Origin of the sequence: Azotosporobacter soli (assembly GCF_030542965.1) — a bacterium.
GTDB classification, from domain to species: Bacteria; Bacillota; Negativicutes; order SG130; family SG130; genus Azotosporobacter; species Azotosporobacter soli.
Genome location: NZ_JAUAOA010000017.1, coordinates 1 through 23,706 on the forward strand (window position 1 = coordinate 1; position 23,706 = coordinate 23,706).

Consider the following 23,706-nt stretch of genomic DNA (forward strand, 5'->3'; position numbering starts at 1 on the left):
CGCCAACCGCATAGCCTTTTCAGTCTACCCCTAAAGGGGTCTTATTTCGACTTTTTTGCTGGCTCACCCGTGAACGGGTCAACTAGCTCTTTCAAAGTAAGTTGCTCGGCGATCACATCGTCTTTTAACTGATTTTTGATATACTCTTCAATTGCTTTTTTATTTCGACCTACTGTATCTACATAGTATCCTTTACACCAAAACTGTCGATTGCCATATCGATATTTCAAGTTCGCATGCCTATCAAATATCATTAATGAACTCTTTCCTTTTAGATACCCCACAAAACTTGACACGCTTATTTTCGGCGGTATGCTTACCAACATGTGAACGTGATCCGGGCAAGCACTTGCTTCTATAATTTCAACACCTTTATGTTCGCATAGCTTTCTCAGTATAACTCCGATATCACTTTTTATTTTCCCATATATGATTTGTCTTCTGTATTTCGGTGCGAAAACTATATGGTATTTGCATTTCCATTTTGTGTGTGCTAAACTGCTGTTATCCATTTTGGATACTCCTCCTTTGTTAGTTTATGCGGTCGGCAAACCTGCATTTATTCTAGCAAAGGAGGCTTTTCTTTTCTACTTATAGCTATAAGCTTTCCGGAACCACACGCCTAGCGCGTGGTTTTCTTTATACAAAAAAAGACGCCTTTGTCCCGTATACGGCACAAAGGCGTCAAGCTTCGCTGCTTAAGTAAACCTTGTTCATTCTGGCGCTATGAAATTTCTCCGCTTCTCTGCGATTGCGCTTGCAATTACTATTCTCTGCGCTTTCGAAAAAACCTTTCTCTTTGTTTACATTTTTTATTATCATTTTGTTAAATGACCGGATTATCTTGCGGATACTAAAAAACGCCTCCTGATTTTTCATCATGAAGCGTTTTGTCATTCATTTGGTGGAGACGAGGAAATCGTTCCCCTGACCTTTTGAATGCAAGGATCAAAAGTATGCAAGCTGCCCAAAACAAATAAAACGACAGCAATAGAAGCAATCCTTCCCCACGCTGTCGTTTTAAACATATCCTCTAACGCTTATTCATCCTGTGATTTTGCGACTTGATGTCTGCGTTATGCCCACCGTTTCATACGCGTTCTTCGCCACATCTTGCGCGCCCGCCGCAAATTCGCTTTCGCTCACGCTTCCATCGCCATTAGTATCCAGCTTCGCATAGGCCTTTTGTGCAACACTTCCGGCATCCGAGACAAAATCGCTCTCACTCACCGGCAAATTCATCCCGCTTGATGCCGCATACTCATATGCTTTCGTCGCCACATTTTGCGTTCCCGACACGAACTCACTCTCGCTTACACTTCCATCCGCATCCGTGTCCGCCTTCGCATATGCGTCTTGCGCGACTTTCGCAACTGTAGACATTACTTCATCTTCACTTATCATCGCGCTACTATCGTTTGAAGTCAGGTAGTCATACGTTTTTCCGGCGATACTTTCTGCGCCCGCTGTAACTTCGCTTTCGCCCACGCTTCCATCGCCATTAGTATCCAGCTTCGCATAGGCCTTTTGTGCAACACTTCCGGCATCCGAGACAAAATCGCTCTCACTCACCGGCAAATTCATCCCGCTTGATGCCGCATACTCATATGCTTTCATCGCCACATTTTGCGTTCCCGACACGAACTCACTCTCGCTTACGCTTCCATCCGCATCCGTGTCTGCCTTCGCATATGCGTCTTGCGCGACTTTTCTAGCAGAGCTGACTACATCACTTTTGCTGACAGAACTGCTTGCATCGTTTTCTGTCGTTGATTGAGAAACCACGCTTGTCCCACCCGTTAATCCAAGAAAGATTTCCATATCTTTCTCATAACTAGTCTCGCTGCCTCCACTTTTTGATTTTGCCGCCACCCTGTCAGAAGTGCTGGATGACTTCGAATATGTTTCCGCCGAATTATTCTCCGCAGCTGTCATCTGACTTTTAAACTTATTTATGGCTGACAACCAACTGGCGGAATAGTTTGACGTAACCTGCATGACGATTCCTCCTTTATTTTCCATTCACTTACACTTCTATATTCGTATTGCCACTGATGGAGATATTAGCCGATAAAATTTTTATAACAACACCTCCTTTAATAGTCTTCTTTTTTTGCATCACTCAACACTTCGTAAAGTCAGACACATGTTGAATTTTGGTTTTGATTGCATTATAATAACTCTGACGCAAACCTACAATCAACAGATTTCCCTCATCTGTACAAAAATAGATACATTTTAATTTTTTGTTCGATTTCAGGAGAAAAATATGCGAAAAAAGGCAGTATACAAAAGTGCTATTCGCTCACGTCATATGATTCGGCAAGCCTTTATCGAATTGATGAATGAGAAACCATTGGAAAAAATCACTGTAACCGACGTCATTGTCCGCGCCAACATTAATCGTGGAACTTTTTACGCACACTACCAAGATGTGCGCGCCGTTATCGAGCAGATTGAAAATGAGATCATTGAAAAAACACTCCTTGTCTTGCGCGATTTTCATTATATCGATTTTTTTCAAGACCCCTATCCCCTGTTATCAAAAATTTCCGCCTGGTTAGAAACTGATTTGGAATTTTATCGTATTCTTATTTGTTCACCAGGTGCGGAACAATTTTTATTTAAACTTCGAAAAATTTTCCTAGAGTATCTTGAATCGAATAGTGACATCCCCGATTCACTTAAAAACTCACAGGGTTTTTACATTCGAGCAAATTTCTTTGCAGGAGGAATTGTCCATTTGTATCAACTCTGGTTTCAAAACGAGTTACCTATTTCATTCAATGAATTATCGCTAGAAGTCAGCAAGTTACTTATCGATACTTCCAGCGAATTGACCGCAATCGCTCAAACATAAATGATTCTTGGCATCGTTTTTCCTGCTCACCCTAATGTGAATGGAAATAGGTCTTTGCATATTTTAAAGTTGTCATCCTTTTAATTACCACTATCACTGTTCAAAAGAAAAACTCCTAGCAATAAAAAATCACCAGAATCCCCCTCTTAGAACAGTATCTGTTTTTTTTACAAATGACCCACGCATAAGAATATGCAAAGCATCTTTGCATAAGACGTAACTCCGTTGCGAGAGAGTTTGTTGCGCATTCAAAAAAGCTCTTAACATACTTTGTAATATACAAACACCTACACACATAAAAAAGCTTCACAGCCACGCTGTGAAGCTTTACTTTTAGTTTGGTGGAGACGAGGGGGATCGAACCCCTGACCTTTTGAATGCGAGCCAAACGCTCTCCCAGCTGAGCTACGCCCCCACTGCCTACATTACATATTATACCACTAATTGGTTCAATAATTAACAGTTTTTTTCTCTCTGCGGTAACTTTTTTTATTCCGTTATCCGCTGACGATGGCTGTAGACGGTAAAGCCGTTTCCTTTTGCCGCGCCGATCAGCGTGATGCCAAGTTCCTCTGCCAAGTCCACCGCGAGCGTGGTCGGCACGGAGCGGGCAATGACGATGGGAACGGACATCTTGCTCAACTTGAGCAGGATTTCCGACGAGACGCGACCGCTGAAGACGATCGCCTTGTCTTGCATCGTCAACTTTTCTTTCAGGCAACGCCCGTACAGTTTGTCAAACACGTTGTGACGGCCGATATCTTCGCTGTAAGCGACAAAGCGTCCTTCGGCGGCCACTGCGCCGCAGTGAACGCCGTGCGTCAATTGATGCGTGGCAGCGGACGCTTCCAGCGCATGCGCATAGTAGTTCACCAAGTCGGGCTGGATGCACAGTTCACTTTCGACATGTTTGCTGACCGCAGCATCATTGGCAAAATAAAATTCCGCGCGGCCGCGACCGCAGCAAGCCGAGAGGCAGCGTTTCAGATAACGGCCTGCAACTTCCGGTCTCACTTCGTCCGCCTCCAGCCAGATCATGCCCCGTTCGCGGTCAAGCGTCAGCTTTGTCAGCGCAGCGCTGTCTTTGATCATGCCTTCCGAGACAACAAAGCCGAGCGCCAATTCTTCTTCTTCGCTCGGCGTACAGAGCATCGTGACGATTTCTTTGCCGTTCAAATACAGCGTCAACGGCATTTCTTCCGAAATTGGCGCATCGATTTTTACGCCGCCCTGTTTCGTGATGCGCAGCGCCGTGCGATAATCGACCGCCAGCGGCTGGCGCACATCCGGGTTATTATTTTTCACCGCACCAGCCACCTCCTCGTCTGAGCAAAGCGTCTTCTCAAAGCTTGCCGATCTCCTTCGCCGCCGCGAAGCGTTTGTTCTTGGTTGTTTCCTTCAGCATTTCGTCATCGACGATGACAAACGCGTCGCCGGGGCAAATGGCTACGCAGGCCGGGCCTTCGCTGCGCCCCAAGCATAAATCGCATTTTTGCGTGACGAAGACTTCCTTCGCTGCACCGTCCGCCTGCAAACCGTGCTGCGCTACCGTCCTGTCATTGACGATCAGCGGCTTGACGTCAATCGCGCCAAACGGGCAGACGACCATGCATTTCTTGCAGCCGATGCAAAGCTCATCATATACGATGTTGCAGCCGTCTTTCTGAACGATCGCACCTTCCTTGCAGACATTGGCGCAGGGCGCATCTTCGCATTGACGGCATTGCACCGGCATCGTCACCCGCGCGGCGCGCACCAGCGAAAGGCGCGGTATGAACGGCAACTCGTTTTCATTGGCCGCATTCACGTCAACGCTGAGATGCGCAAGCGCGCAGGCGATCTCACACGCCTTACAGCCGATGCAGCGGCGCGGGTTGGCTACGACGAAGCGGTTCATGACGGTTTCCTCCGGTCAGTATACGTCGTATGCAACAGATGATGCGACGTATGCCCCAGCGGTTCGCCGAGAAATTCTTTATAGAGTTGCTGAATCGCCGGATTTTCATGCGACTTGCGCGTTTTCAGCTGCGCATCGTGGCCATACGTCGCCGCCGTGCGATTGGCGTAGGCAAGCACACGATCTTCCGGCAACAAAACCTTCGGCTGTCCGCCGCCGCTTACGCAGCCGACCGGGCAAGTCATAACCTCGATAAAATGATAGTCGGCGTTACCGGCCGCGACCTGTTCGAGCAAAGGTTTTGCATGTTGCAGTCCGGCCACAATAGCTACTTTGACTTCCTGCCCGCCAACCGTAAGGCTTGCGCTGCGAATGCCTTCGCCGCCGCGAATGAATTCGAGTTCCGGCTTGTCGAGCGGCTTTTTGTTCACCAGTTCCCAGGCTGTGCGAAGCGCCGCTTCCATCACGCCGCCGGTCGCGCCGAAAATGTGTCCCGCGCCGCTATACAAACCGAGCGCCGCATCGCCTTCTTCATCGGGCAGCGCAGCAAAATCAATCTTCGCTTCTTTCAGGAGATAGGCGAGCTCGCGCGTCGTCAGTACCGCATCGACATCGGGGCGGCCTTCGCTCGCGAGTTCGGGGCGCGCCGCTTCATACGGCTTGCAGGTGCAGGGCATGATCGCCACGCTGTACACCTGCTGCGGCTCAAGGTTGTCAATTTTTGCACCGTACGTTTTAAAGAGCGCGCCCGCCATCTGCTGCGGCGACTTGCAACTCGACAGATGCGGGATCAGCTGCGGGTATTCCTGTTCGACATGTTTGACCCAGGCGGGACAACAGGATGTGAACATCGGCAACACGCCGCCGTTTTGCAAACGCGCCAGCAGTTCGCTGCCTTCTTCCATGATCGTCAGGTCGGCGGCAAAATTCGTGTCGTAGACGCGGTCGAAACCGAGCCGTCTTAGCCCGGCGACCAGTTTGCCCGGCGTCAGCGAACCCAGTTCGAGTCCGAAATCTTCGGCAATCGCCACCCGCACCGCAGGCGCGCACTGCACGAGAGTATGGAGCGAGGCATCGGCCAGCGCCGCCTTGACCTTTGCAAGAGCGCTTTGGCAATACGCGGCAAAGAGCGGTTCTTTAACGCCTTGCGGCATGCCGCGCTGCGCCAGCCGTTCCTTGCGCGGCATCGTTTCTTCCGCTGACAGCGAATCGAACGCACTGCAGGTTTGGACGCATTGCCCGCACAAAACGCAGCGGCTCTCGTCAATCCGTTGTGGCTCGCCCTGCGTTCCCTGAATCGCATCGACCGGACACGCTTTCGCGCAGCGCCTGCAACCGGTACAAAGTTCTTGATCTATCATTATGCTGGAAGACATCATCATTGACCGCCTCTCTTAGCCTAGGAATTTTTTCATGGAGTCAAGCGTTGCCAGCGCCGCTTCGGTGCTGCGCCGTTTTTTCGTTTCCGCCGGACGGATCAGCGTCAATGCCTGTTCCGGACAGGCGTTCACGCAAGCCGGCCCTGTCACCCGCTCCGTACACAGGTCGCATTTGCTGGCAACCAGTTTTTCTTTCTCCTGTAAGCCGTCAGCGGCTTCCTCTTTAAGAATCTCCTGCATCACCACTTCACCATAGCGGTATTGCGGCGTCATTTCGAGTGCGCCGAATGGACAGGCCAGCATGCAGGTCTTGCAGCCCATGCAACGCTCCTCGTCGATGACGATCGCATTCTTGGCTTGCCGGATCGCCGCGACCGAGCAGACATTGGCGCAGGGCGCATCTTCGCAATGGCGGCATTGCACCGGCATCGTGACTTCCGCCGTATGAACCAAATATAGTTTCGGCAGCAGCGGTTCCGTTACGCAACCGACGGTTTTCCCCTGATAAGTTGCATGCGCTGCAGCGCAGGCCAGCTCGCACACTTTGCAGCCGATGCATTTGTTCGGATCGGCAATGACAAAGGAGTTTAACGAATTGCTCATGACGACGCCTCTTTCTCTTCTTGCTTTTTTTGTTCGCCCCAGGATTTTTCGCGCTTAAGCAGCAAACGCTGCGCCGCCAGCAAATCCTCGCCATTGTTCACGTTAAAAAATGGCTGCTGCGCCCAGTGGTATGGCTCATATTCCGCCTTTTCAATATAACGCACCTTCACTTGCGGCAAAAAATCGATGATCCTGCGCTTTCCCCCGGCAGCCAGACACGCTTCAATCGGCGTGATGCAATCCTTCGTATAAAAGGCGTGCAACGCTTCCGTGGCGTCGCCGTCTTTGGGCATCGTCACCTGATAGCCAACCGCCTGCTCGGCCATATAGCGGATAAAAGCCGGCTGTAAAAACGGCATATCGCAGGCGACGATAAAATTTAGCTCGGTTTCCGTCCAGCAGAGTCCGGCATGAATGCCGCCAAGCGGCCCCTGTCCAACGACCTTGTCGCCGACCATTGTGAAGCCGAGATGTGCATATTCGTCCGGCCGGTTGGTGACGAGGAGCGGCAGACGCGAAAAGGTTTGCCGCAAACCGTCCAAGACCCGTTCGATCAAAGGTTGGTCAGCCAATGAAACGAAAGATTTATCCCGCCCCATACGGCTGCTTCTTCCGCCCGCCAGCACGATCGGCGTAATCTGCTCCAGCATAGTATCGCCCCCTCACCTGTTAGCCGCTGATTTAGTAACGAATTTCACCACAAAGACACAAAGAACACTAAGCATATTTTTTTGCGTGGCAGATATTCATCTGCTGCCTTCACGTTCCCCTTTGTAATTTTTTTCAAAGTCACCGCTTATTTTTCATTCCTCTAAACCACCATTGCACGTTTTTCCACCCGCACCGCGCAGACTTTAAACTCCGGCGTACCCGCCACCGGGTCGGCGGCGCTGTTCGTTAAACGGTTGCCGGGACTTTCCGTAAAGTGAAAGGTGATAAACGTCAGACCCGGCGGCACACGATCGGTGATTTGCGCTTCGGTGTCGACAACGCCGCGGCGGCTGGTCACTCGAATCGCATCGCCGTCCTCCAATCCGAGCGCGGCGGCATCGAAAGGATTGATTTCCAGCGCTTCCTTCGGATGCGTACCATTCAAGCCCCAGCTGCGTCGCGTCATCGTGCCGGTGTGATAATGCGCCACGACCCGCCCGGTCGTCAGCATCAACGGATATTCTGCATCCGGCAGTTCCGCCGGATCACGATGTCCGACTGCGGAAAAACGCCCCAAACCACGGTTGCAGCTGCCGATGTGCAGTACCGGCGTGCCGGGATGATCTTCGCTCGGACACGGCCATTGCAACCCCTTTTCCGCTAGGCGCTGATAAGAAATCCCCGCATAGCTCGGCGTCAGACGCCGCATCTCATCGAAGACATCCTTCGGCGAGCGATAAATTTCCGGTCGCCCCAACGCCGTGAGCAAGTCTGCAAGAATGCGCCAATCCGGGCGGCTGTCGCCGATCGGCTCTATCGCCTGGCGCAGCAGTTGCACCTTGCGTTCCGTATTACTGAATGTGCCTTCTTTTTCCGCGAAGCTTGCACCCGGTAGAACCACGTCCGCCAGTTCGGCCGTCTCCGTCAGGAAAATGTCCTGCACTACGAGAAAGTCGACATGTTCCAGACAATGCTGGACATGATTGATGTCAGGATCACTGCGCAGCGGATTTTCGCCAAACACGTAGAGTACTTTGACCTTCTCTTCTTCGATCGCTTCCAGTACCTGCGGTATCGTCAGACCAGAACGCTGTGAAAGTTCAACCTGCCAGGCCTGTTCAAACTTTTGCCGCACCGCTTCATCCTGAACCGGTTGATAACCGGGCAGCACATTGGGCAGCGCGCCCATGTCGCAGGAACCCTGCACATTGTTTTGACCGCGCAGCGGATTGACGCCGGCCTTCACCTTGCCGATGTTGCCGGTAAGCAGCGCCAGATTCGCGACCGCCAAAACATTGTCAACGCCGCTGGTATGCTGCGTGATTCCCATTGTATAGTACGCCGCGGTATTGGCTGCGCGACCGATGATGCGCGCGGCTTCTCTGATTTTTGCGGCCGGTACTGTCGTAATCGTTTCCGCCATTTCCGGCGTATAATCCTGCACCGCCGCCGCAAACGCCGGATAATTTTCCGTACGCGATTTGATAAAATCACAATCGCCCATTCCTTCGGCAATAATCACCTGCGCCAGCGCATTCAAGAGGGCAACGTCGGTGCCCGGCTTTAGACGCAGCCAAACGTCGGCGGCATGCGTCAGATCGATCTCGCGCGGATCGGCAACGACGAGCTTGGCGCCCCGTTCTTTGGCGCGCAGCATGAAGAGACCAATCAGCGGATGGCATTCCGTCGTATTCGTTCCAATGGCAAACATGGCATCTTGCGGCCCCAAGCGATCAAGTTCGTTGATCGAGTTGGTCATTGCGCCGCTGCCGAATGCTGTGGCCAGACCGGCCACGGTTGGAGCGTGTCAGAGACGGGCGCAGTGGTCGATATTATTCGTTCCCACTGCGGCGCGCATCAATTTTTGCATCAGATAGTTTTCTTCGTTTGTACAGCGTGCGGAGCTGAAGCCCGCGATGCTGTCCGGCCCATATTTTTCTTTTGCCTGTTTTATTTTGTCGGCGACAATTCCGAGCGCTTCCGCCCAGCCGGCCGGTACCAGTTTGCCGCTCTTTCGGATCAGCGGCGTCGTCAAACGATCGCGGTGATGCACAAAGTCAAAACCAAAATGCCCTTTCGAACAAAGTTTGCCTTGGTTCACCGCGTCCGGCGCATCATTGGCCGTAACTTTTTTAATCCGCTCCTCTTCAACATGAAGGTAGAGCGTGCAACCGGTGCCGCAGTATGGGCAGACCGTCAATACCTGTTTCATCTTTCAACCTCCTGCCCGGTTCGAGTGACCAGGCATCTATCGTTAGCGCCACTTTTTATAATTATTCACAATGTCTTAATTATAGCTTTTGCCTGCGCCGCTGTCGAACAGATTCCGCACCTCTAACGCCGGAAATAGCGCATTTCTGCACTGTCTTTGCTGAATCGCTGACGCTGACGGCCATTTCATACTGGACCTGCTTTATTTAGCTGCATAAAAATGGCCTCAAGCGAACACTGTCGTTCGCCTGAGACCGCTTTTTTACTGCATAATTTCCTTGACCGTCGTCAGCCCGTCGATAAACGGACGTCCCGTCTTTCGCTTCAAGCTGAGATCGCTGACCACCACCTGCATCACCGGTACGCGCTGATACTTGCCAAACTTGTCAGGCGCTCCGGAGGAACCGAGCGAATGGATCACATAGTAGAGCCCGTCTGCCTTACCCAAGTAAAGCATGGTATGTCCCGGCATATAGAGCGTGCTGCCGGATCTGACCGTATCCAAGACGGCAGCCGCGCCGGACGAAGCAACCGGATAATTCTTCCCGATCGACGCTTCCTGTTGGTCGGCATCGCGCGGCAGTCTGAAGCCGAACGTGCGATAGACATCCATGATCAGACTCGAACAATCGACGCTGTCCTTCAGTCCGCCCCAGCCGTAAGGCTGGCCTTTGAATTTGAAGGCTTGGCGCAATACGTTTTCAGTGGTGTATGGCAGATAACCGACTTGCACATCGGCATTCGCGGCTAAACGGTATTCAGTAAAAATAACGCCGCCCGTCGCATCACGTTTCGGGAGCAGCACCGTGTGTACGGATGCATCCTCTTTTTTCGCCAGCGGCAATTGACTACCCATTTCCAGAAGCACCGTCCGCCCGTCCAACGTCAAAGAGAGTTTGCTGCCGGTAACCACGATGAAATGTTCCGCCGCAAGATACTCCTGCCAGACTTTGCGATCCGACGCTACAGCGACAACATCCGCCGACAGCCAGCCCCGGTAATTTTCGCTTTGCACGAACAGCCACAAGCCGTCCGGACTGCGCTGCAAGATCACGACGCCTTCGCCCGGATTAAGGATCGTACTTTGATTCTGGTCAAACTCCTTGTCGGTCGCGCTTTCAAAGATAGGCGTCGCGGTCGGTACCGCTCGGACATGGCTGCGTACGGTGATCAAACCGTATTCCACCGTGTTCATCGGCTTAACCTTGTCCGTATTGATCCGCAGCATCACCTGCCGCTTCCACTCGCTCGCCATCGGCTGGCCGTTCACGTAGCCTTCCGGCATCTGGCATTCGGACAGCCACTGCTTCAACGCCGTTCCCGGCACTTGCGATGGATAGCGGAGCAGATCATAAACAACCGTCGGCTGCTTGCCGCGCAGCTCTTCATTATATTGTGCAATCTCCGCACCGTTCATCAGCACCTGCTCCCGCTCCGGCACGCGCGCCAACCAATAATCGAGCGCCTGCTTATCGTCCGTCGCCGCCTGCGCGCCGCTTGACAGCCCGACAAGAACCAATACTAACATTACTATGAACCGCATCGTTGTTCCCCCTCACTTCTTTGCTCTAAAAAGCAAAATTCCCTTGCCGGAAGACCGGAACTTCAGTCCCATCGGCCGTGATGCCGGTAATCGACAAATCAGCCGTGCCGACCATGAAATCTTCATGCACCAAAGAATCATTGACGCCGCGTTCGGCCAGTTCCTCAGGCGACAGGCCTTCGCCGCCCTTGATGCAAATCGGATACGCTTTGCCGAACGCCAAATGACAGGAGGCGTTTTCGTCGAACAGCGTATTGTAAAAGAGGATGCCGGAGTTCGAAATCGGCGAATCAAAAGGCACCAGCGCCACTTCGCCGATAAAGCTTGCGCCTTCGTCGGTTTCCAAGAGGTTTTTCAGCACTTCATACCCCTGCTCGGCGCTGAACGAAACAACCCTGCCTGCTTCGAACGTCAGGCAGAAGCGATCAATCAGGTTGCCATGATAGTTAAGCGGTTTCGAGCTGTAAACGGTTCCGTTGATGCCGCTTTTCAGCGGTAGCGTGAAGATCTCTTCGGTCGGCATGTTGGCGAAAAAATCCACGCCGCCCGGTGTGCGCTCGGAACCGCCCAACCAGAGATGCTCTTTCGGCAGTTCGATCGTCAGGTCCGTTCCCAGTCCGTTCTTATATTTCAGATAGCGAAAAGTGTGTCCATTCATGAAATCCATCGCCGCTTGCAGCTTCGCCTGATGCTGCTGCCAGGCCGCGACCGGATCAGCTTCGTTCACCCGCACCGCTTGATAAATCGCCTGCCATAATTTTTCGAGCGCCGCCTCTTCATCAAGCTGCGGAAACACTTTGGCCGCCCACGCCTTGGTTGGCATCGAAACGACGCACCAGGTGTTGCGGTGCGCCATCATCCGCTCACGATATTCCTTGAGCGCACTCGTACTGGCTTTCATCGCACGCGCCACGCGATCCGGATCGACATCCTTCAGCAGTTCGGGATCGGAGGCTGCAATGCTGATCACGCCTGCTCCCTGGCGCGTCAAATTGACAAACATGTCTTTCTGCCATGCGGGAAACTCATCAAAAATTTCATCCGGCCCCATTTGATAACGCAGTTTGGCGAACAGTTCATCGCGCCAGCTGATTACTACATCGCGTGCGCCTGTCTGATACGCCACTTCCGCCATCGCTCTGGCAAACGGAGCGCACTCGATCGGCGAAACGATAATCAGCGTCTGATCTTTCTGCACATTAACCCCGGTCTTTACGATCAGCCGGGCATATTTTTTCATCAATTCCTGTTCCATATTTCTTCATCCCTTCTTTTGTCTCTCATAATAAGTAAATACAAGATTCCATCGTCAAATCCCTGCCGCTTTTTTTAGGCGCTCCCCGTCTTCTTCCGCCAGTCCGGTTTCCAGCCCTCATGTTCGATGTCCTGCGCCCGTTTGCCCATCAGGCGAAAAGAAAACTGGATCGCCGGACCCAGCGTCAGTGCAATGATGACTGTGCCGATTCCGACCGGACCGCCCAGCGCATACGCGCTCAGCGCGACGCTGCCCTCGATTGCGGTGCGGATTTTCCAGACCGGCCAACCGCTTTTGCGTACCGCACCGACCATGAAACTGTCACGCGGCCCGGCGCCTAGCGCAGCGACCATATAAAAATAACTGGCCCAGCCGATGATCCACACGCCGCCGAGCAGCATCGCCAGCTGCCACCAAAAAGTATCCGGCGCACTGAGCCAGGACTGTCCGAGAAAAAAGTCGATGAACACGCCGATAAAGTACATATTCGCAAGCGTTCCCCACCCCGGCTGCATGCCGATCAGCATACTCAAAAGAATAATAATCAGGCCGGTGACCTGTCCGATCTGGCCCATCGTGAGCGGAATATAAGCCGTCAACGCCGCATGCAATGCGTCCCATGGCGTAGTTCCCAAATTGCTGCGCAGCGTCACGACGATTCCCAAGCCATATAAAAACAAACCAAAAAATAAATTCCCCAAGCGCTGCCGCATCTTGCGTCACTTCCCATCTGCGTTCCGTCTCTGTGTTCAAGAATATCACAACTTTTGCACGCCCGCCACTTTTTGGAAGGATTTACCTTGGCGACGCGCGAATAAAGTCAGTATTTCATTGCAAAGGTGGTAGCGCCATGCGCTTTTTATTACTCTGCTTTAGTCTCCTCTTCTTTTGCGGCTGCGCATCACAAACGCCGCCAACTCCGCCTGCGCCGCTTTTGATCGGCGCACTCTTTGAGCAAAACGGCAAGTATGCCGAATTCGGCTTGCCCGCCATCAAAGGCGTCGAAATGGCGGTAGCCGAGCAAAATGCAGCCGGAGGCATCGGCGGACGACCGATTCGTCTTTTGATCGGCGACACGAAATCAGAAGAAGGCGAGGCGGTGAAAGCATTCGCCGCTTTAGCGCAAAACGAGGGGCTGCTCGGCGTGATCGGTCCGAATTTCTCTGCGATGGGCATCGCCATCAATCCTTTGGCCGAAGCGCATCAGATTCCTTTCATCGCAACCTGGGCCACCAACCCCAGGGTTACTGTGGACGACAACGGACGCACCAAGCCATTCGCCTTCCGCATCTGTTTTAACGATCTCTTTCAGGGCACGGTCATGGGGCAATTCGCCGCGCGCCTGCCAGCGAAACGCGCCGCAACGTTAATCGATGACACTGCTTATTATTCCAATGCCCTCTCCACTTATTTCGAACGCTCCTTTTTCAAAGAAGGAGGCCAGGTCGTCTTTAAGGACGGCTACAAGCCGAACGGAACCGACTTTACCGTGCAGGCCGAAACACTCCTTTCCCGCAAGCCGGATGTGATCTTTCTGCCCGGCTTTCATCCCGAAGTGGCAAAAATCATCGATGAAGTACGCAGTCGCGGTTACAGCGGCCCCATTTTAGGCGCTGACAGTTGGGAAGAAGGCCTGCTCCGTCCTTTGCTCAAAGCCGAATTTTTAAATAACGCCTACTACTCGACTCATTTCGCCTCGGATGAAGGAACTCCGGCAGTGCAAGAATTTGCCAAACGCTTTCACGCCTTCGCACCGAATGTCGAGATGACGCAAAGCGCCGTCCTTGCCTATGACGCTGCCTGCTTGCTCTTTGACGCGATCGCGCGCAGCGGCGGACAGAGAACGCAAGCCGACCTGCGCCGCGCGCTGGAAACGACAAGCGATTTGCGCGTCGTTTCCGGCCCGATCCGCATGGACGAACAGCATAATGGTAAACAAAGCGCATTAATCATTGAACTACGCAACGGCAAGGGTCATTTTCTGGAACGCGTAGGTACGCAACCGTAGCACAAGCAAAAGAGACTGAAGCTCGATTGGAGCGCCAGTCTCTTTTTTCACTCTAACGCCGCAAGAAAAGAACACAGCCGCGGATCCACATCCGGCAAATCGGCGACCACGCCGAGAAAGCCGCGCAGCGCTGGCGTGATTTGCTTGTTCTTGTGCAGGACAACCGAGATCGGCAGATGCATTGCCGGGCCTTGCAAGACTTGCAGCGCTCCGCTGGCAATCGGTTCATGCAACAGCGCCTTTGGCAGATAGGCCGCGCCAAGTCCGTTCAGCGCCGCTTGTTTGACCGCTTCCGAATCGCTGAATTCAATTTCCGACACGAAAGTTGCATCCTTCATCACCGCATCAAAATTCGCGCGAAACACGCTGCCGGGTCGGGTGAAGTTGATGATCGGATAGTCCAACACCTGGCTGCTCTTACCGTATTGCGCATGCAGTTTCGTTTCAACGACCCAGGCAATCGGCTCACGCAGGATATTATAGCCGACCACCTGTGCATTGACCTGCTCGCCGTGAATAATGCCCAGATCAATCTGATTGGCGAGCAGCTGCCCTATCACTTCTGTCGCATTTTTGCACACTTCAATGCTGACGCGAATTCCCGGCACGCAGCTTTGCACCTTACCCAAAATCGGCGGCAAGAGATGATTGATCATTTGCGTCGATATGCCGATTGACAGATGATGGCGCGTTTTTTTAAACGCTTCCATTTCCTGACCAACAGCAGCCAACTCCTGCAGCATCCGTTCCGCACAGAGCACCATCCGATGTCCCGCCTCCGTCAAAAAAATCCGCTTGCCGATTCGTTCGAACAACTGCACTTCAAAATATCGTTCCAGCGTTTGAATCTGCGCGGTAACAGTCGGCTGCGTAAAATTCATCTGCTCCGCGGCCTGGCTGATGTTCTCCAGCGCAGCTACTTTGAGAAACGTTTGAAAAAGTTGTATGTCCAACCACGCATTCCGCCTTTCTTTTTTCATCACTCGCCTTTCCTGTCTTTATTTTCTATTCCACTTGTTGCAACAATTCCCTGCTCTGCGTAGCGTCAAAGTGCTGCGCCAATACTTTACGCAGCACAGGCTGCCGACAAAAACTTTCTAACTCAGCCAATTCAATCTGCGCAAAAGTAGCCATGCGTGCATCAAATAACTGCTGCGCTATTATTTTCGCCTGCTCCGCTTTTGCCGAAAAATAGAATGAGCTTTCACCATGGCCGTCCTCATTAACCAGCTTGTTCTGCTGCAAATACGCTTCGACCCGACTCGCCGTTTCATCGGCCGGATCGATCAGCGTAACCTCTGCGCCGAGCATTTCCTGGATCAGCGGCGTCAAATACGGATAATGCGTGCAGCCAAGAATGACCGTATCCACCTTTGCTTTACGCAGCGGCAGCAAATAGCGACGTAAATCATGACGCAGCCGGATGCCCGACAAGTCGCCCGCTTCAACGAGCGGCGCGAGCGACGGACAAGCCTGGCAAAACACCTTCGCCTCCGGATTGTGCCGCAAAATTTCCCGCTTATGCATGCCGTTGGCGATCGTGTTCTCCGTCGCCAAAACACCGATGCGCTTAGTCCGGCTGGCCGATAGCGCAGCCAGCGTTCCGCTGCTGTTGCCGACCAAGTCAAAATTATACCGTTCACTCATTTTTTCCGTTCCCAGCACCGTGATCGTGTTGCAGGCGACGACGCCCAGTTTAATGCCGAATAAGGACATCAACCGCATAATGCCGTCAACAAACAGCCTGATCTCAGCCTCCGGCCTCGCGCCGTAAGGAGCACGTCCGGTATCGCCGAAATAAATGATGTCCTCTTTTGGCATCCGCTGGCGCAACTTTTCGTAAACAGTAAGCCCGCCGATGCCGGAGTCAAAAATGCCGATTGGCAGATTGACTTTCATCTCAATTCCCCCATTTCGTTTTGCAGCCCCTGCGCATGGTTTCTTGCTACTTCCATGGTAGTACGCTCTTGGCAAAAGAGGAAATCGTTATCGCCTATCTTGCTAATCATAAAATTCTATATGTACGCAAAAAAGCCGCCCCACCTTCCGGTGAAGCGGCTTTACGTCAGTTAACGCTTAATGGCCTTGCGCAGTTTTGGCGCCAGCGCCATCGCAACGATGAAGCCGGCGGTCGACGTTAAGAGCGATGCCGGCATATTGCCAAGCGCGACAGTGAAACTGCCGATAACCTGCGTCCAAGCAGCCACATAACCGCCCAGCGTCCAGGCAGCAGCCAACAAACATCCAAACACCGCGCGCAGCAGCCATTTCTCATTGCTGCCGGAGCTTTCCGGCCACAATCCTTTGGCAACCGTGCCGACAATCAGGCCGGCGCCGCCTTTGATGACAAACGACCATACCGTATACGGCGAAAAACCCATCAACAGATCAAAGAACGCCGAACCGATCGCCGCTGCCAAACCGGCATATACGCCGCCGAAGAGAATCCCGCTCGTAAAGACGACAGCCGTACCCAAATGCACCATCGCTCCCGTGCCGAGCGGAATTTTTATCATCGTCCCTGCAATGCACAGCGCCGCCAAAATTCCTACATAAGTCATGTCACGCACCGTAAAACTGCGTTTATCCGTCATAGCAATCACTCCTCATACCCTTTGCTTTTCTCTTCTCTATAGAGAAAAGGTAAAACTTTCTCCAATAAGACCCCTTCGCGTTGCGGCGTTCCGGCAGCGTAGGTAACGCCGACCGCCAGTGAAACAAAATCGGTTGCCCGCTGCATTGCCGTCGGCAAGTCATCGCCATTTAAAAGCGCGCCTGCCAAGACGCTGGCAAACGCATCGCCGGTTCCCGGATAACGCACCGGAATCCGTTTGGCGCTCACCTGCCAATGTGTTGCCGTACTCTTGTCATAGCCCATATTCAATAAAACGTCTTCCGGCATCGCGATTCCCGTCATGACGACCTTTTCCGGGCCAAACTCCGCCAGCCGCAGCAGCCATTCCTGCATTCGCTGCGGTTCCTGCGTCGCTTCATCGTACGTTTCGCCCAGCAAAAAGCAGGCTTCCGTATAATTCGGCGTAATGACGTCGGCCTTGCTGACCAGGATCTTCATCGCTTCCTGCATCGCAGGCGTATAAGTCGAATACAGCTTCCCCTCATCGCCCATCACCGGGTCAACCAGTACCAGCGGCCGGTTGGCGGAAAAAGCATCAATAAAGTTTTGTACAACGCCCATCTGCTGCTGCGATGCAACAAAACCGCTGTAAATGCAATCAAATAGAATGCCTTCTTTTTTCCAATGTTCATAAAACGACGGCATCTGTTCGGTAAAATCACAGAATGCCATTTCTTTAAAACCGCCCAAATGGGAACTTAATACCGCCGTAGGCAACGGACAGACCTGAACCCCCATCGCGGAGAGCAGCGGCATGATTACCGTCAACGAGCAGCGTCCGACGCAGGAGAGGTCATGTACAGCCGCCACCCGAGGTACTACAGTTTTCTTCATTGTCAATCTCCCTTGAACGAGCCGATTATCGCAAACTACCACTTTGAATGTACTCCTAATCCGGCCTGTCGTCAAGGGACAGTTTTTCTTTTTTATATCCGACCAGTTTGTTTAGAAAAAAATCCGCCGTGCAGCATTTGCTGTCCGGCGGATTTTTCTTTTTTGCTTAAAACGCGGTCTGGTAGATGCCTAAGATTTCTTCCACGCTTGTATCTCTTGGATTGCCCGGTGTACAGACATCGGCAAAAGCGGATTTTGCCAGTTGCGGCAAGTCTTCTTCTTTGACGCCAATTTCATGCAAGCGTTGCGGAATGCCGACTTGCTTCGATAACTTCACGACCGCCTCAACCGCTGCTTTGCGATAAGCAACCTGATCCATTTGGTCGACCCCGGTCACGCCCATCGCACGCGCGATTTCACGATACTTATCGCCGCTGGCCGCTGCATTGTAATCCATGACATAAGGCAGCAGCAGAGCATTAGCCACGCCATGCGGCGTGTCGTAAAACGCGCCCAGCGGATGCGCCATCGAATGCACGATGCCGAGTCCTACATTAGAAAAGCCCATGCCGGCGATGTATTGTCCGAGCGCCATACCTTGACGTCCTTCAATGCCAGCCGGTTCAGCAACCGCCTGCGGCAGATAACGAGCAATCAAGGCAATGGATTTCAGGTGGAACATATCGGTCATTTCCCAGGCGCCTTTGGTGATATAGCCTTCAATGGCATGCGTCAGCGCATCCATACCTGTCGCGGCAGTAAGGCCTTTGGGCATGCTGGTCATCAGTTCGGGGTCGACCACCGCCATGATCGGAATATCATGCGGATCGACGCAGACCATCTTCTTTACCGCTTCTTCGTCGGTGATCACATAGTTGATCGTCACTTCAGCAGCGGTACCTGCCGTAGTCGGCACCGCAATAATCGGCACGCTTTTCGCTTTAGTGTCGGCAACGCCTTCCAGCGACTTCACATCGCTAAATTCCGGATTATTGATGATGATACCGACGGCTTTGGCTGTATCGATCGAAGAACCGCCGCCGATCGCCACAATAAAATCCGCTTTGGCATCACGATATGCCATCACGCCATTTTGTACATTGGCAATCGTCGGATTTTGCTTGACGCTGTCATAAATTTCAAAAGGAATCTTGCCATTAACCAACATATCGGATACTTTTTTCACGACGCCGCACTTCACTAAATCTTTATCGGAGACAATAAGCGCTTTTTTGAAGCCGCGTTTATTTACCTCCTCTGGAATCACGCTGATTGCTCCTGGTCCGAAATACGAGGTTTCATTCAATACGATCCGATTAGCCATGAAAAAACCCTCCCCAGTTTATTTTTTTAGAGCAAAGGCACGAAGAAATGGCGAAGGACACGAAGAATTTCACATTAACTCTTCTTCCATTCTTTTTTCTTCGTGCCTTCGTGTTAAGCGTCAATCCTTGTTTTAAAAGAGCGCGCTATGCAGATCCTTATGCGGCGAAGCCAGTACCAGCGTATCGATCAAGAAACCGCCAGCTTCAATCGCCTGCCCGCCGGCACGCACCGCCGAGTTCACCGCACCGACGTCCCCTGTCAGCGTTACGACTGCCTTGCCGCCCATGCCGCGCGCCAGACGAACGTCGAGCAGTTCTACCGCCGCCGCCTTGGCCGCCACATCGGCGGCAATGATCGCCGACGCAACCGAATACGTTTCAATGACGCCAAGCGCATGAATGGCCTTCACTTCACTGCAACCGCTCAATGCGGCGAACACGCTGTCATGCATATTCGGCAGGACAAATTCATCAACGATATTCTCGTCTTTGGCAGCCGCTTTGCCGCTGCGTACCGAACTTTGCACCGCGCCGACATCGCCAGCCACCATCACCACATATTTGCCGGGGCAAAGAGGCTGCGACATGACAATCTCCACATTGGCCGCCTTCAACATCGCGTCGGCCGCCAAAATTCCCCGGGTAATGTTTTTCAGTTCCAATAATCCGATGGCACGTTTCATCTTCTTACCCCCGCTTTGTTACAACGCTTGGATCGTAATCCCATCCGTAACGGACACTACCTTTCCGGCAATGCTGGCGTGCATGTTAACGCCCATCTTGCCGTCACCCGGAATCGCCGCCACCAAGTCGCCTTTAGCGACAACTGCCCCAACCTCCACTACCGCCTGCGCCGGAGCGCCGATGTGCTGGCGCAGTAGAATCTTGACGAATTTTGCGCCGGATTCGACGTCGCTAAGCGGCGCTTTGTCTTCATATGCTGACAAGCCAATTCTGGCCAGCAAACGTTTTGTCGGAATCTGGCGATAGTTCCGATTGGCGCGCACCTGCGCCGGAGCGTCGTGGAACGGATTTTTTATGCCGTTTTTCGCCAATTCCTTTTTCACTTCGGCGTTGACCCGTCGCGGCGACAAGCCCATCGGACAGCCAAAGCTGTCGCACGCGCCGCATTCGGAACAAAGGAAGGCCGTGTTTAAAACGGCAGAGTCATTGACATTGCCGTGACCAATCGCCTGCATGATGCGATGCGGCTGCAGACGATGTCCGAGCAAATTGCGCGGACATACGTCCGTACATTCCACACAGTTGCAGCAGACTGCTTTCGCCCGGTTGGCGAGTTGCTGCCAGGGCGCTTGTTTCTGACGGATCAGGGAGTGATCAGACGGCAGCACCAACAGTCCGCTCGTCGTCTTCGTGATCACCGCGTCCGCCGCGATGATTTTCCCCATCATCGGGCCGCCGTCAATCACTTCGTAGGCTGCACAGGCCGCGCCGCCAGCCAGTTCAAGAGCCTGCGCGACCGGCATGCCGACCGGCAATTTGAGCGTAACCGGCTTTTTAACCGCGCCGCAAATCGTCAGATACTTATCCGTAACCGGTTTTCCCTCCAACGCTTGCGCAACATTGATCAGCGTTTCAACGTTGGCGACAACGACGCCGACCTGCAGCGGAATCCCGCCTTCCGGCACGATGCGTCCGGTTACTTCATAGACGAGAACCTGTTCATCCCCTGCCGGATAAATATCCGGCAAGAAGAACAGTTCGATTTTCTGATCCTTTTCTTCAACTAACGCCTGACTAAGTTTTTCCACCGCCTGCGCATATTTCTGCTTCAAGCCGATGTAGCCCTTGCGCGCTCCTGTCGCCAACATTACCGATTTTAAGCCCAGCAAGAGACGCTGACTTTCCGCCGCCATCAAATGTTGGTTGGCCCGTAAGAGAGGCTCGCATTCTGCTCCATTGACGATGACGGTGTCGACGCTGGCATCAATTTTGACATGGGTGGGAAATCCGGCTCCGCCGGCTCCGACGACGCCGGCCGCTTTGACGGCTGCGACAATTTGCCCCCGCATTTCTTCACTCACGATCTTCATCTCCCATTCCTAGACAATTGAGAACGCGTCAACCAACACGCAGCGCCGCTGGCGCGTGAATGTGCGGGCACAGGTCAGCCCCTCGCCGGTAGGTCCGGCGATCGTGAAAGTAGGAAAACCTTCGCCGCCTACGCCGATCCCGGCATAAGACGGTGCGTTCTTAACGAAGATCGTCGTTTCGATCGCTTTTGCCAAACGCGTCATGTTGTCGACATTCTTCGAATGAATCATCGCCGTATGACGGTTGCCGTGTTCCACTTTTACCGCCAGCTCGATCGCAGCGTCAATATCCTTGACCTGTACGATCGGCAATACCGGCATCATCAGTTCTTCCAATACAAACGGATGATCCGCTTCGGTTTCGCAAAGCACGACCTTTACGCTATCCGGCACGTCTACACCGATTTTTGACAGGATATATTTTGCATCTTTGCCCACATAATCCTTATTGACGCCGTACACGGTGCGAACGCGTTCGGTGCACCCCTCGGCAATCTTTTCTTCCCGCGTCGTCAACACAACCTGCATCAGTTGCTCAACTTGCGCGGCCGAAACCAAGTAAGCGCCATGACGCTGCATATGACCGATCAGCTGATCGGCGATCGAACCGATCGCAATGACTTCTTTCTCGGCAATACAAGGCAGATTGTTGTCAAACGAACAGCCTGCAACAATATCACGCGCCGCTTTGGCGATATCCGCCGTTTCGTCGACGACGACCGGCGGATTTCCCGCTCCAGCGCCAATCGCTTTTTTCCCCGATGACATCACTGCTTTGACGACGCCCGGTCCGCCGGTCGCCACCAGCATATTGATGCCGGGATGTTTCATCATCGCATTGGCCGCCTGAATCGAAGGATCGGCTACCGTCGTCATCAGATTGGCCGGTCCGCCCGCTTTGACGATCGCACGGTTCAAGAGCTGAATCGTCCAGATCGAAATATTCTTAGCCGTCGGATGCGGGCTAAAAAATACGCTGTTGCCGGCTGCGATCATACCAATGCCATTGCAAATGATCGTCTCAGTCGGATTGGTTGTCGGCGCGATCGCGCCGATGACGCCGTACGGCCCCATCTCAACAACGGTCAACCCATTATCGCCGCTCCAGCAGCTGCTGGTCAGATTTTCCGTGCCTGGCGTCCTTTGCGCCACCAGATGATTTTTGATGATTTTATCTGAGACCCGACCCATGCCGGATTCTTTGACGGCCTGTTCAGCCATATATTCGGCGTTCGCGTTAGAAGCGTCACGAATTGCCTGAACCAATACTTCACGCTGGCTTTTGCTCAGCTGTCTCAGTTGCTGATAGGCAACACGTGCAGCCGCCACCGCTTGGTCAACCGTTTCAAACACCCCGTCGGCGCCGTCGCTGGAAACAGGCTGCTCGCCGGTTTTCATCTGCGCCACAACCTGAGCCGTTATTTTTGCAATCAAATCCTTATCCATATTCATTCCAGTTCCCCCTTCCAATCACAACGCTGCCAACGCGGCTTTCGCCACCAGCATATCTTCCTGTACCGAGCCGCCGCTTACGCCGATTGCGCCGATGACAACGCCCCGTTCAACAATCGGAAAGCCGCCGCCAAAGACAATGAAGCGTCCGTTAGCAGCCGTATTCAGTCCAAACAGTTCACGTCCGGGCGTTACGACGGCCGCAGCCTGATCCGTCGGCAGTTTGAGTGCGACAGCGGTATACGCCTTGTCAAGCGCCAAGGAAATACTCGCCAGCAGCGCACCGTCCATCCTCTGCTGCGCTACCAAATTTCCGCCGTCATCGACAACGGCAATGACCATCGGCACACCGATTTCAAGCGCTTTATATTCCGCAGCTGCAAGCAGCTTTTTTGCCCTATCCAGCACCGTCATCCCATCCTTACCACCTGCATTTTGCCCTGTCGCTTGCAGCGCCGTCATGATCTTCCCCGTCGCCGCGGCAACAATCTCGTCCTGCTCGACGCAGCGCGCCAGCACAAACAACAAGTCTGACAAGCGATTTAAATATAATGACACCGCAGCGGGAATTTCAGCCGTCCGTTTCAAGCGTACGACGCACCGTTCCGCCCGCCTGACCATGGTTCGCGCCAAATCAAGGGCGGCACTGGCCGGACAGCCGCCGGGCGTGACAAAATATCTTTGTGGAATCCGTTTTTCTTCCAGCGCATCAATCTGACGTTCCAAACGCGCAACGTGTCCGTCGCCAATGCGCAGCGCCACCACATCCGAATTCAAATCGGTCGCCAGATCGCCGTTCAGTTGGATTAACTCTTCCTGCAGCGACTGGATAATCGGCTCCGCCCACTGCTGCTTTAAAAGCGATTTGGCCAATCCCATCGCGGTATTGGCTTCATCGACCGTACCGTAGGCTTCTACCCTCACATCGTCTTTCGCGATGCGTTGCCTGCTCAACAGACTGGTTTGTCCATCGTCACCTGTTTTCGTATACACTTTCAT

Annotated in this window: 22 protein-coding genes and 1 tRNA gene; 2 read left to right on the forward strand and 21 right to left on the reverse strand. The window is 52.9% G+C overall.

The genetic code is table 11. The features are described 5' to 3' along the window. Positions 1 to 41: 41 nt before the first annotated feature. The gene (gene tnpA, locus QTL79_RS13210) at positions 42 to 512 is read right to left on the reverse strand and encodes an IS200/IS605 family transposase (RefSeq protein ID WP_346353254.1); all 471 of its coding nucleotides are present in this window, start codon (positions 510 to 512) and stop codon (positions 42 to 44) included. A gap of 532 nt (positions 513 to 1,044) precedes the next feature. Next, positions 1,045 to 1,998, reverse strand: coding sequence for an EF-hand domain-containing protein (locus QTL79_RS13215; RefSeq protein ID WP_346355442.1), 954 nt, complete (start codon positions 1,996 to 1,998; stop codon positions 1,045 to 1,047). A 271-nt stretch (positions 1,999 to 2,269) separates the two neighbouring features. Between QTL79_RS13215 and QTL79_RS13220 the strand changes: the two genes are divergently transcribed. Continuing rightward, on the forward strand, positions 2,270 to 2,860 hold the full coding sequence (locus tag QTL79_RS13220) for a TetR/AcrR family transcriptional regulator (RefSeq protein WP_346355443.1): 591 nt from the start codon (positions 2,270 to 2,272) through the stop codon (positions 2,858 to 2,860). Positions 2,861 to 3,199: 339 nt separating this feature from the next. Here QTL79_RS13220 and QTL79_RS13225 read toward each other — a convergent pair. The 10 genes from QTL79_RS13225 to QTL79_RS13270 all read right to left on the reverse strand — a co-directional run bounded on the left by QTL79_RS13225 (position 3,200) and on the right by QTL79_RS13270 (position 13,112). Beyond that, a tRNA-Ala gene (locus tag QTL79_RS13225) sits at positions 3,200 to 3,275 on the reverse strand. A 74-nt stretch (positions 3,276 to 3,349) separates the two neighbouring features. Next, positions 3,350 to 4,165: a formate dehydrogenase accessory sulfurtransferase FdhD gene (fdhD, locus tag QTL79_RS13230; protein WP_346355444.1), complete on the reverse strand. Its 816-nt coding sequence runs from the start codon at positions 4,163 to 4,165 to the stop codon at positions 3,350 to 3,352. 37 nt (positions 4,166 to 4,202) lie between these two features. Beyond that, positions 4,203 to 4,757 carry a 4Fe-4S dicluster domain-containing protein gene (locus tag QTL79_RS13235; RefSeq protein WP_346355445.1) on the reverse strand — a complete coding sequence of 185 codons (555 nt, stop codon included), beginning with the start codon at positions 4,755 to 4,757 and terminating at the stop codon, positions 4,203 to 4,205. Continuing rightward, a complete protein-coding gene (locus QTL79_RS13240; protein ID WP_346355446.1) occupies positions 4,754 to 6,139 on the reverse strand; it encodes a [FeFe] hydrogenase, group A in 1,386 nt (461 codons plus the stop codon). Before QTL79_RS13240 ends, QTL79_RS13235 begins: the two co-directional genes overlap by 4 nt. 12 nt (positions 6,140 to 6,151) lie before the next feature. Further along, entirely contained in the window at positions 6,152 to 6,739 is a 588-nt protein-coding gene (locus tag QTL79_RS13245; protein WP_346355447.1) for a 4Fe-4S dicluster domain-containing protein, read from the reverse strand. Continuing rightward, positions 6,736 to 7,389, reverse strand: coding sequence for a molybdenum cofactor guanylyltransferase (mobA, locus tag QTL79_RS13250; protein WP_346355448.1), 654 nt, complete (start codon positions 7,387 to 7,389; stop codon positions 6,736 to 6,738). Before mobA ends, QTL79_RS13245 begins: the two co-directional genes overlap by 4 nt. Positions 7,390 to 7,550: 161 nt before the next feature. After that, positions 7,551 to 9,602: a formate dehydrogenase subunit alpha gene (fdhF, locus tag QTL79_RS13255; protein ID WP_346355449.1), complete on the reverse strand. Its 2,052-nt coding sequence runs from the start codon at positions 9,600 to 9,602 to the stop codon at positions 7,551 to 7,553. Positions 9,603 to 9,863: 261 nt separating this feature from the next. Continuing rightward, positions 9,864 to 11,144, reverse strand: a complete 1,281-nt coding sequence (locus QTL79_RS13260) for an SH3 domain-containing protein (RefSeq protein ID WP_346355450.1) — start codon at positions 11,142 to 11,144, stop codon at positions 9,864 to 9,866. A gap of 25 nt (positions 11,145 to 11,169) precedes the next feature. Then, positions 11,170 to 12,399: an aminopeptidase gene (locus QTL79_RS13265; protein WP_346355451.1), complete on the reverse strand. Its 1,230-nt coding sequence runs from the start codon at positions 12,397 to 12,399 to the stop codon at positions 11,170 to 11,172. Positions 12,400 to 12,473: 74 nt separating this feature from the next. Further along, entirely contained in the window at positions 12,474 to 13,112 is a 639-nt protein-coding gene (locus tag QTL79_RS13270; protein ID WP_346355452.1) for a YczE/YyaS/YitT family protein, read from the reverse strand. Between the two features lie 137 nt (positions 13,113 to 13,249). On the opposite strand from QTL79_RS13270, the gene QTL79_RS13275 reads away from it, so the two are divergent. Further along, positions 13,250 to 14,407: an ABC transporter substrate-binding protein gene (locus tag QTL79_RS13275; RefSeq protein ID WP_346355453.1), complete on the forward strand. Its 1,158-nt coding sequence runs from the start codon at positions 13,250 to 13,252 to the stop codon at positions 14,405 to 14,407. A 47-nt stretch (positions 14,408 to 14,454) separates the two neighbouring features. On the opposite strand, the gene QTL79_RS13280 is transcribed toward QTL79_RS13275, so the two are convergent. From QTL79_RS13280 to QTL79_RS13320, 9 genes are all read right to left on the reverse strand, one after another. Further along, the gene (locus tag QTL79_RS13280) at positions 14,455 to 15,360 is read right to left on the reverse strand and encodes a LysR family transcriptional regulator (RefSeq protein WP_346355454.1); all 906 of its coding nucleotides are present in this window, start codon (positions 15,358 to 15,360) and stop codon (positions 14,455 to 14,457) included. Between the two features lie 52 nt (positions 15,361 to 15,412). Next, complete coding sequence (gene murI, locus QTL79_RS13285; protein WP_346355455.1) at positions 15,413 to 16,306, reverse strand: glutamate racemase; 894 nt, start codon at positions 16,304 to 16,306, stop codon at positions 15,413 to 15,415. Positions 16,307 to 16,476: 170 nt separating this feature from the next. Next, positions 16,477 to 17,001 (reverse strand): ECF transporter S component, encoded by a 525-nt coding sequence (locus tag QTL79_RS13290; protein ID WP_346355456.1) that lies wholly within the window; start codon positions 16,999 to 17,001, stop codon positions 16,477 to 16,479. Between the two features lie 5 nt (positions 17,002 to 17,006). Continuing rightward, positions 17,007 to 17,876, reverse strand: coding sequence for a pyridoxamine kinase (locus QTL79_RS13295; protein WP_346355457.1), 870 nt, complete (start codon positions 17,874 to 17,876; stop codon positions 17,007 to 17,009). Positions 17,877 to 18,042: 166 nt separating this feature from the next. Continuing rightward, positions 18,043 to 19,200: a lactaldehyde reductase gene (fucO, locus tag QTL79_RS13300; RefSeq protein ID WP_346355458.1), complete on the reverse strand. Its 1,158-nt coding sequence runs from the start codon at positions 19,198 to 19,200 to the stop codon at positions 18,043 to 18,045. Positions 19,201 to 19,332: 132 nt separating this feature from the next. Next, positions 19,333 to 19,884, reverse strand: coding sequence for a BMC domain-containing protein (locus QTL79_RS13305; RefSeq protein WP_346355459.1), 552 nt, complete (start codon positions 19,882 to 19,884; stop codon positions 19,333 to 19,335). A gap of 18 nt (positions 19,885 to 19,902) precedes the next feature. Further along, positions 19,903 to 21,246: a 4Fe-4S dicluster domain-containing protein gene (locus tag QTL79_RS13310; RefSeq protein ID WP_346355460.1), complete on the reverse strand. Its 1,344-nt coding sequence runs from the start codon at positions 21,244 to 21,246 to the stop codon at positions 19,903 to 19,905. Between the two features lie 18 nt (positions 21,247 to 21,264). After that, entirely contained in the window at positions 21,265 to 22,707 is a 1,443-nt protein-coding gene (locus tag QTL79_RS13315) for an aldehyde dehydrogenase family protein (RefSeq protein WP_346355461.1), read from the reverse strand. A gap of 18 nt (positions 22,708 to 22,725) precedes the next feature. Next, positions 22,726 to 23,706, reverse strand: a complete 981-nt coding sequence (locus tag QTL79_RS13320; protein ID WP_346355462.1) for a cob(I)yrinic acid a,c-diamide adenosyltransferase — start codon at positions 23,704 to 23,706, stop codon at positions 22,726 to 22,728.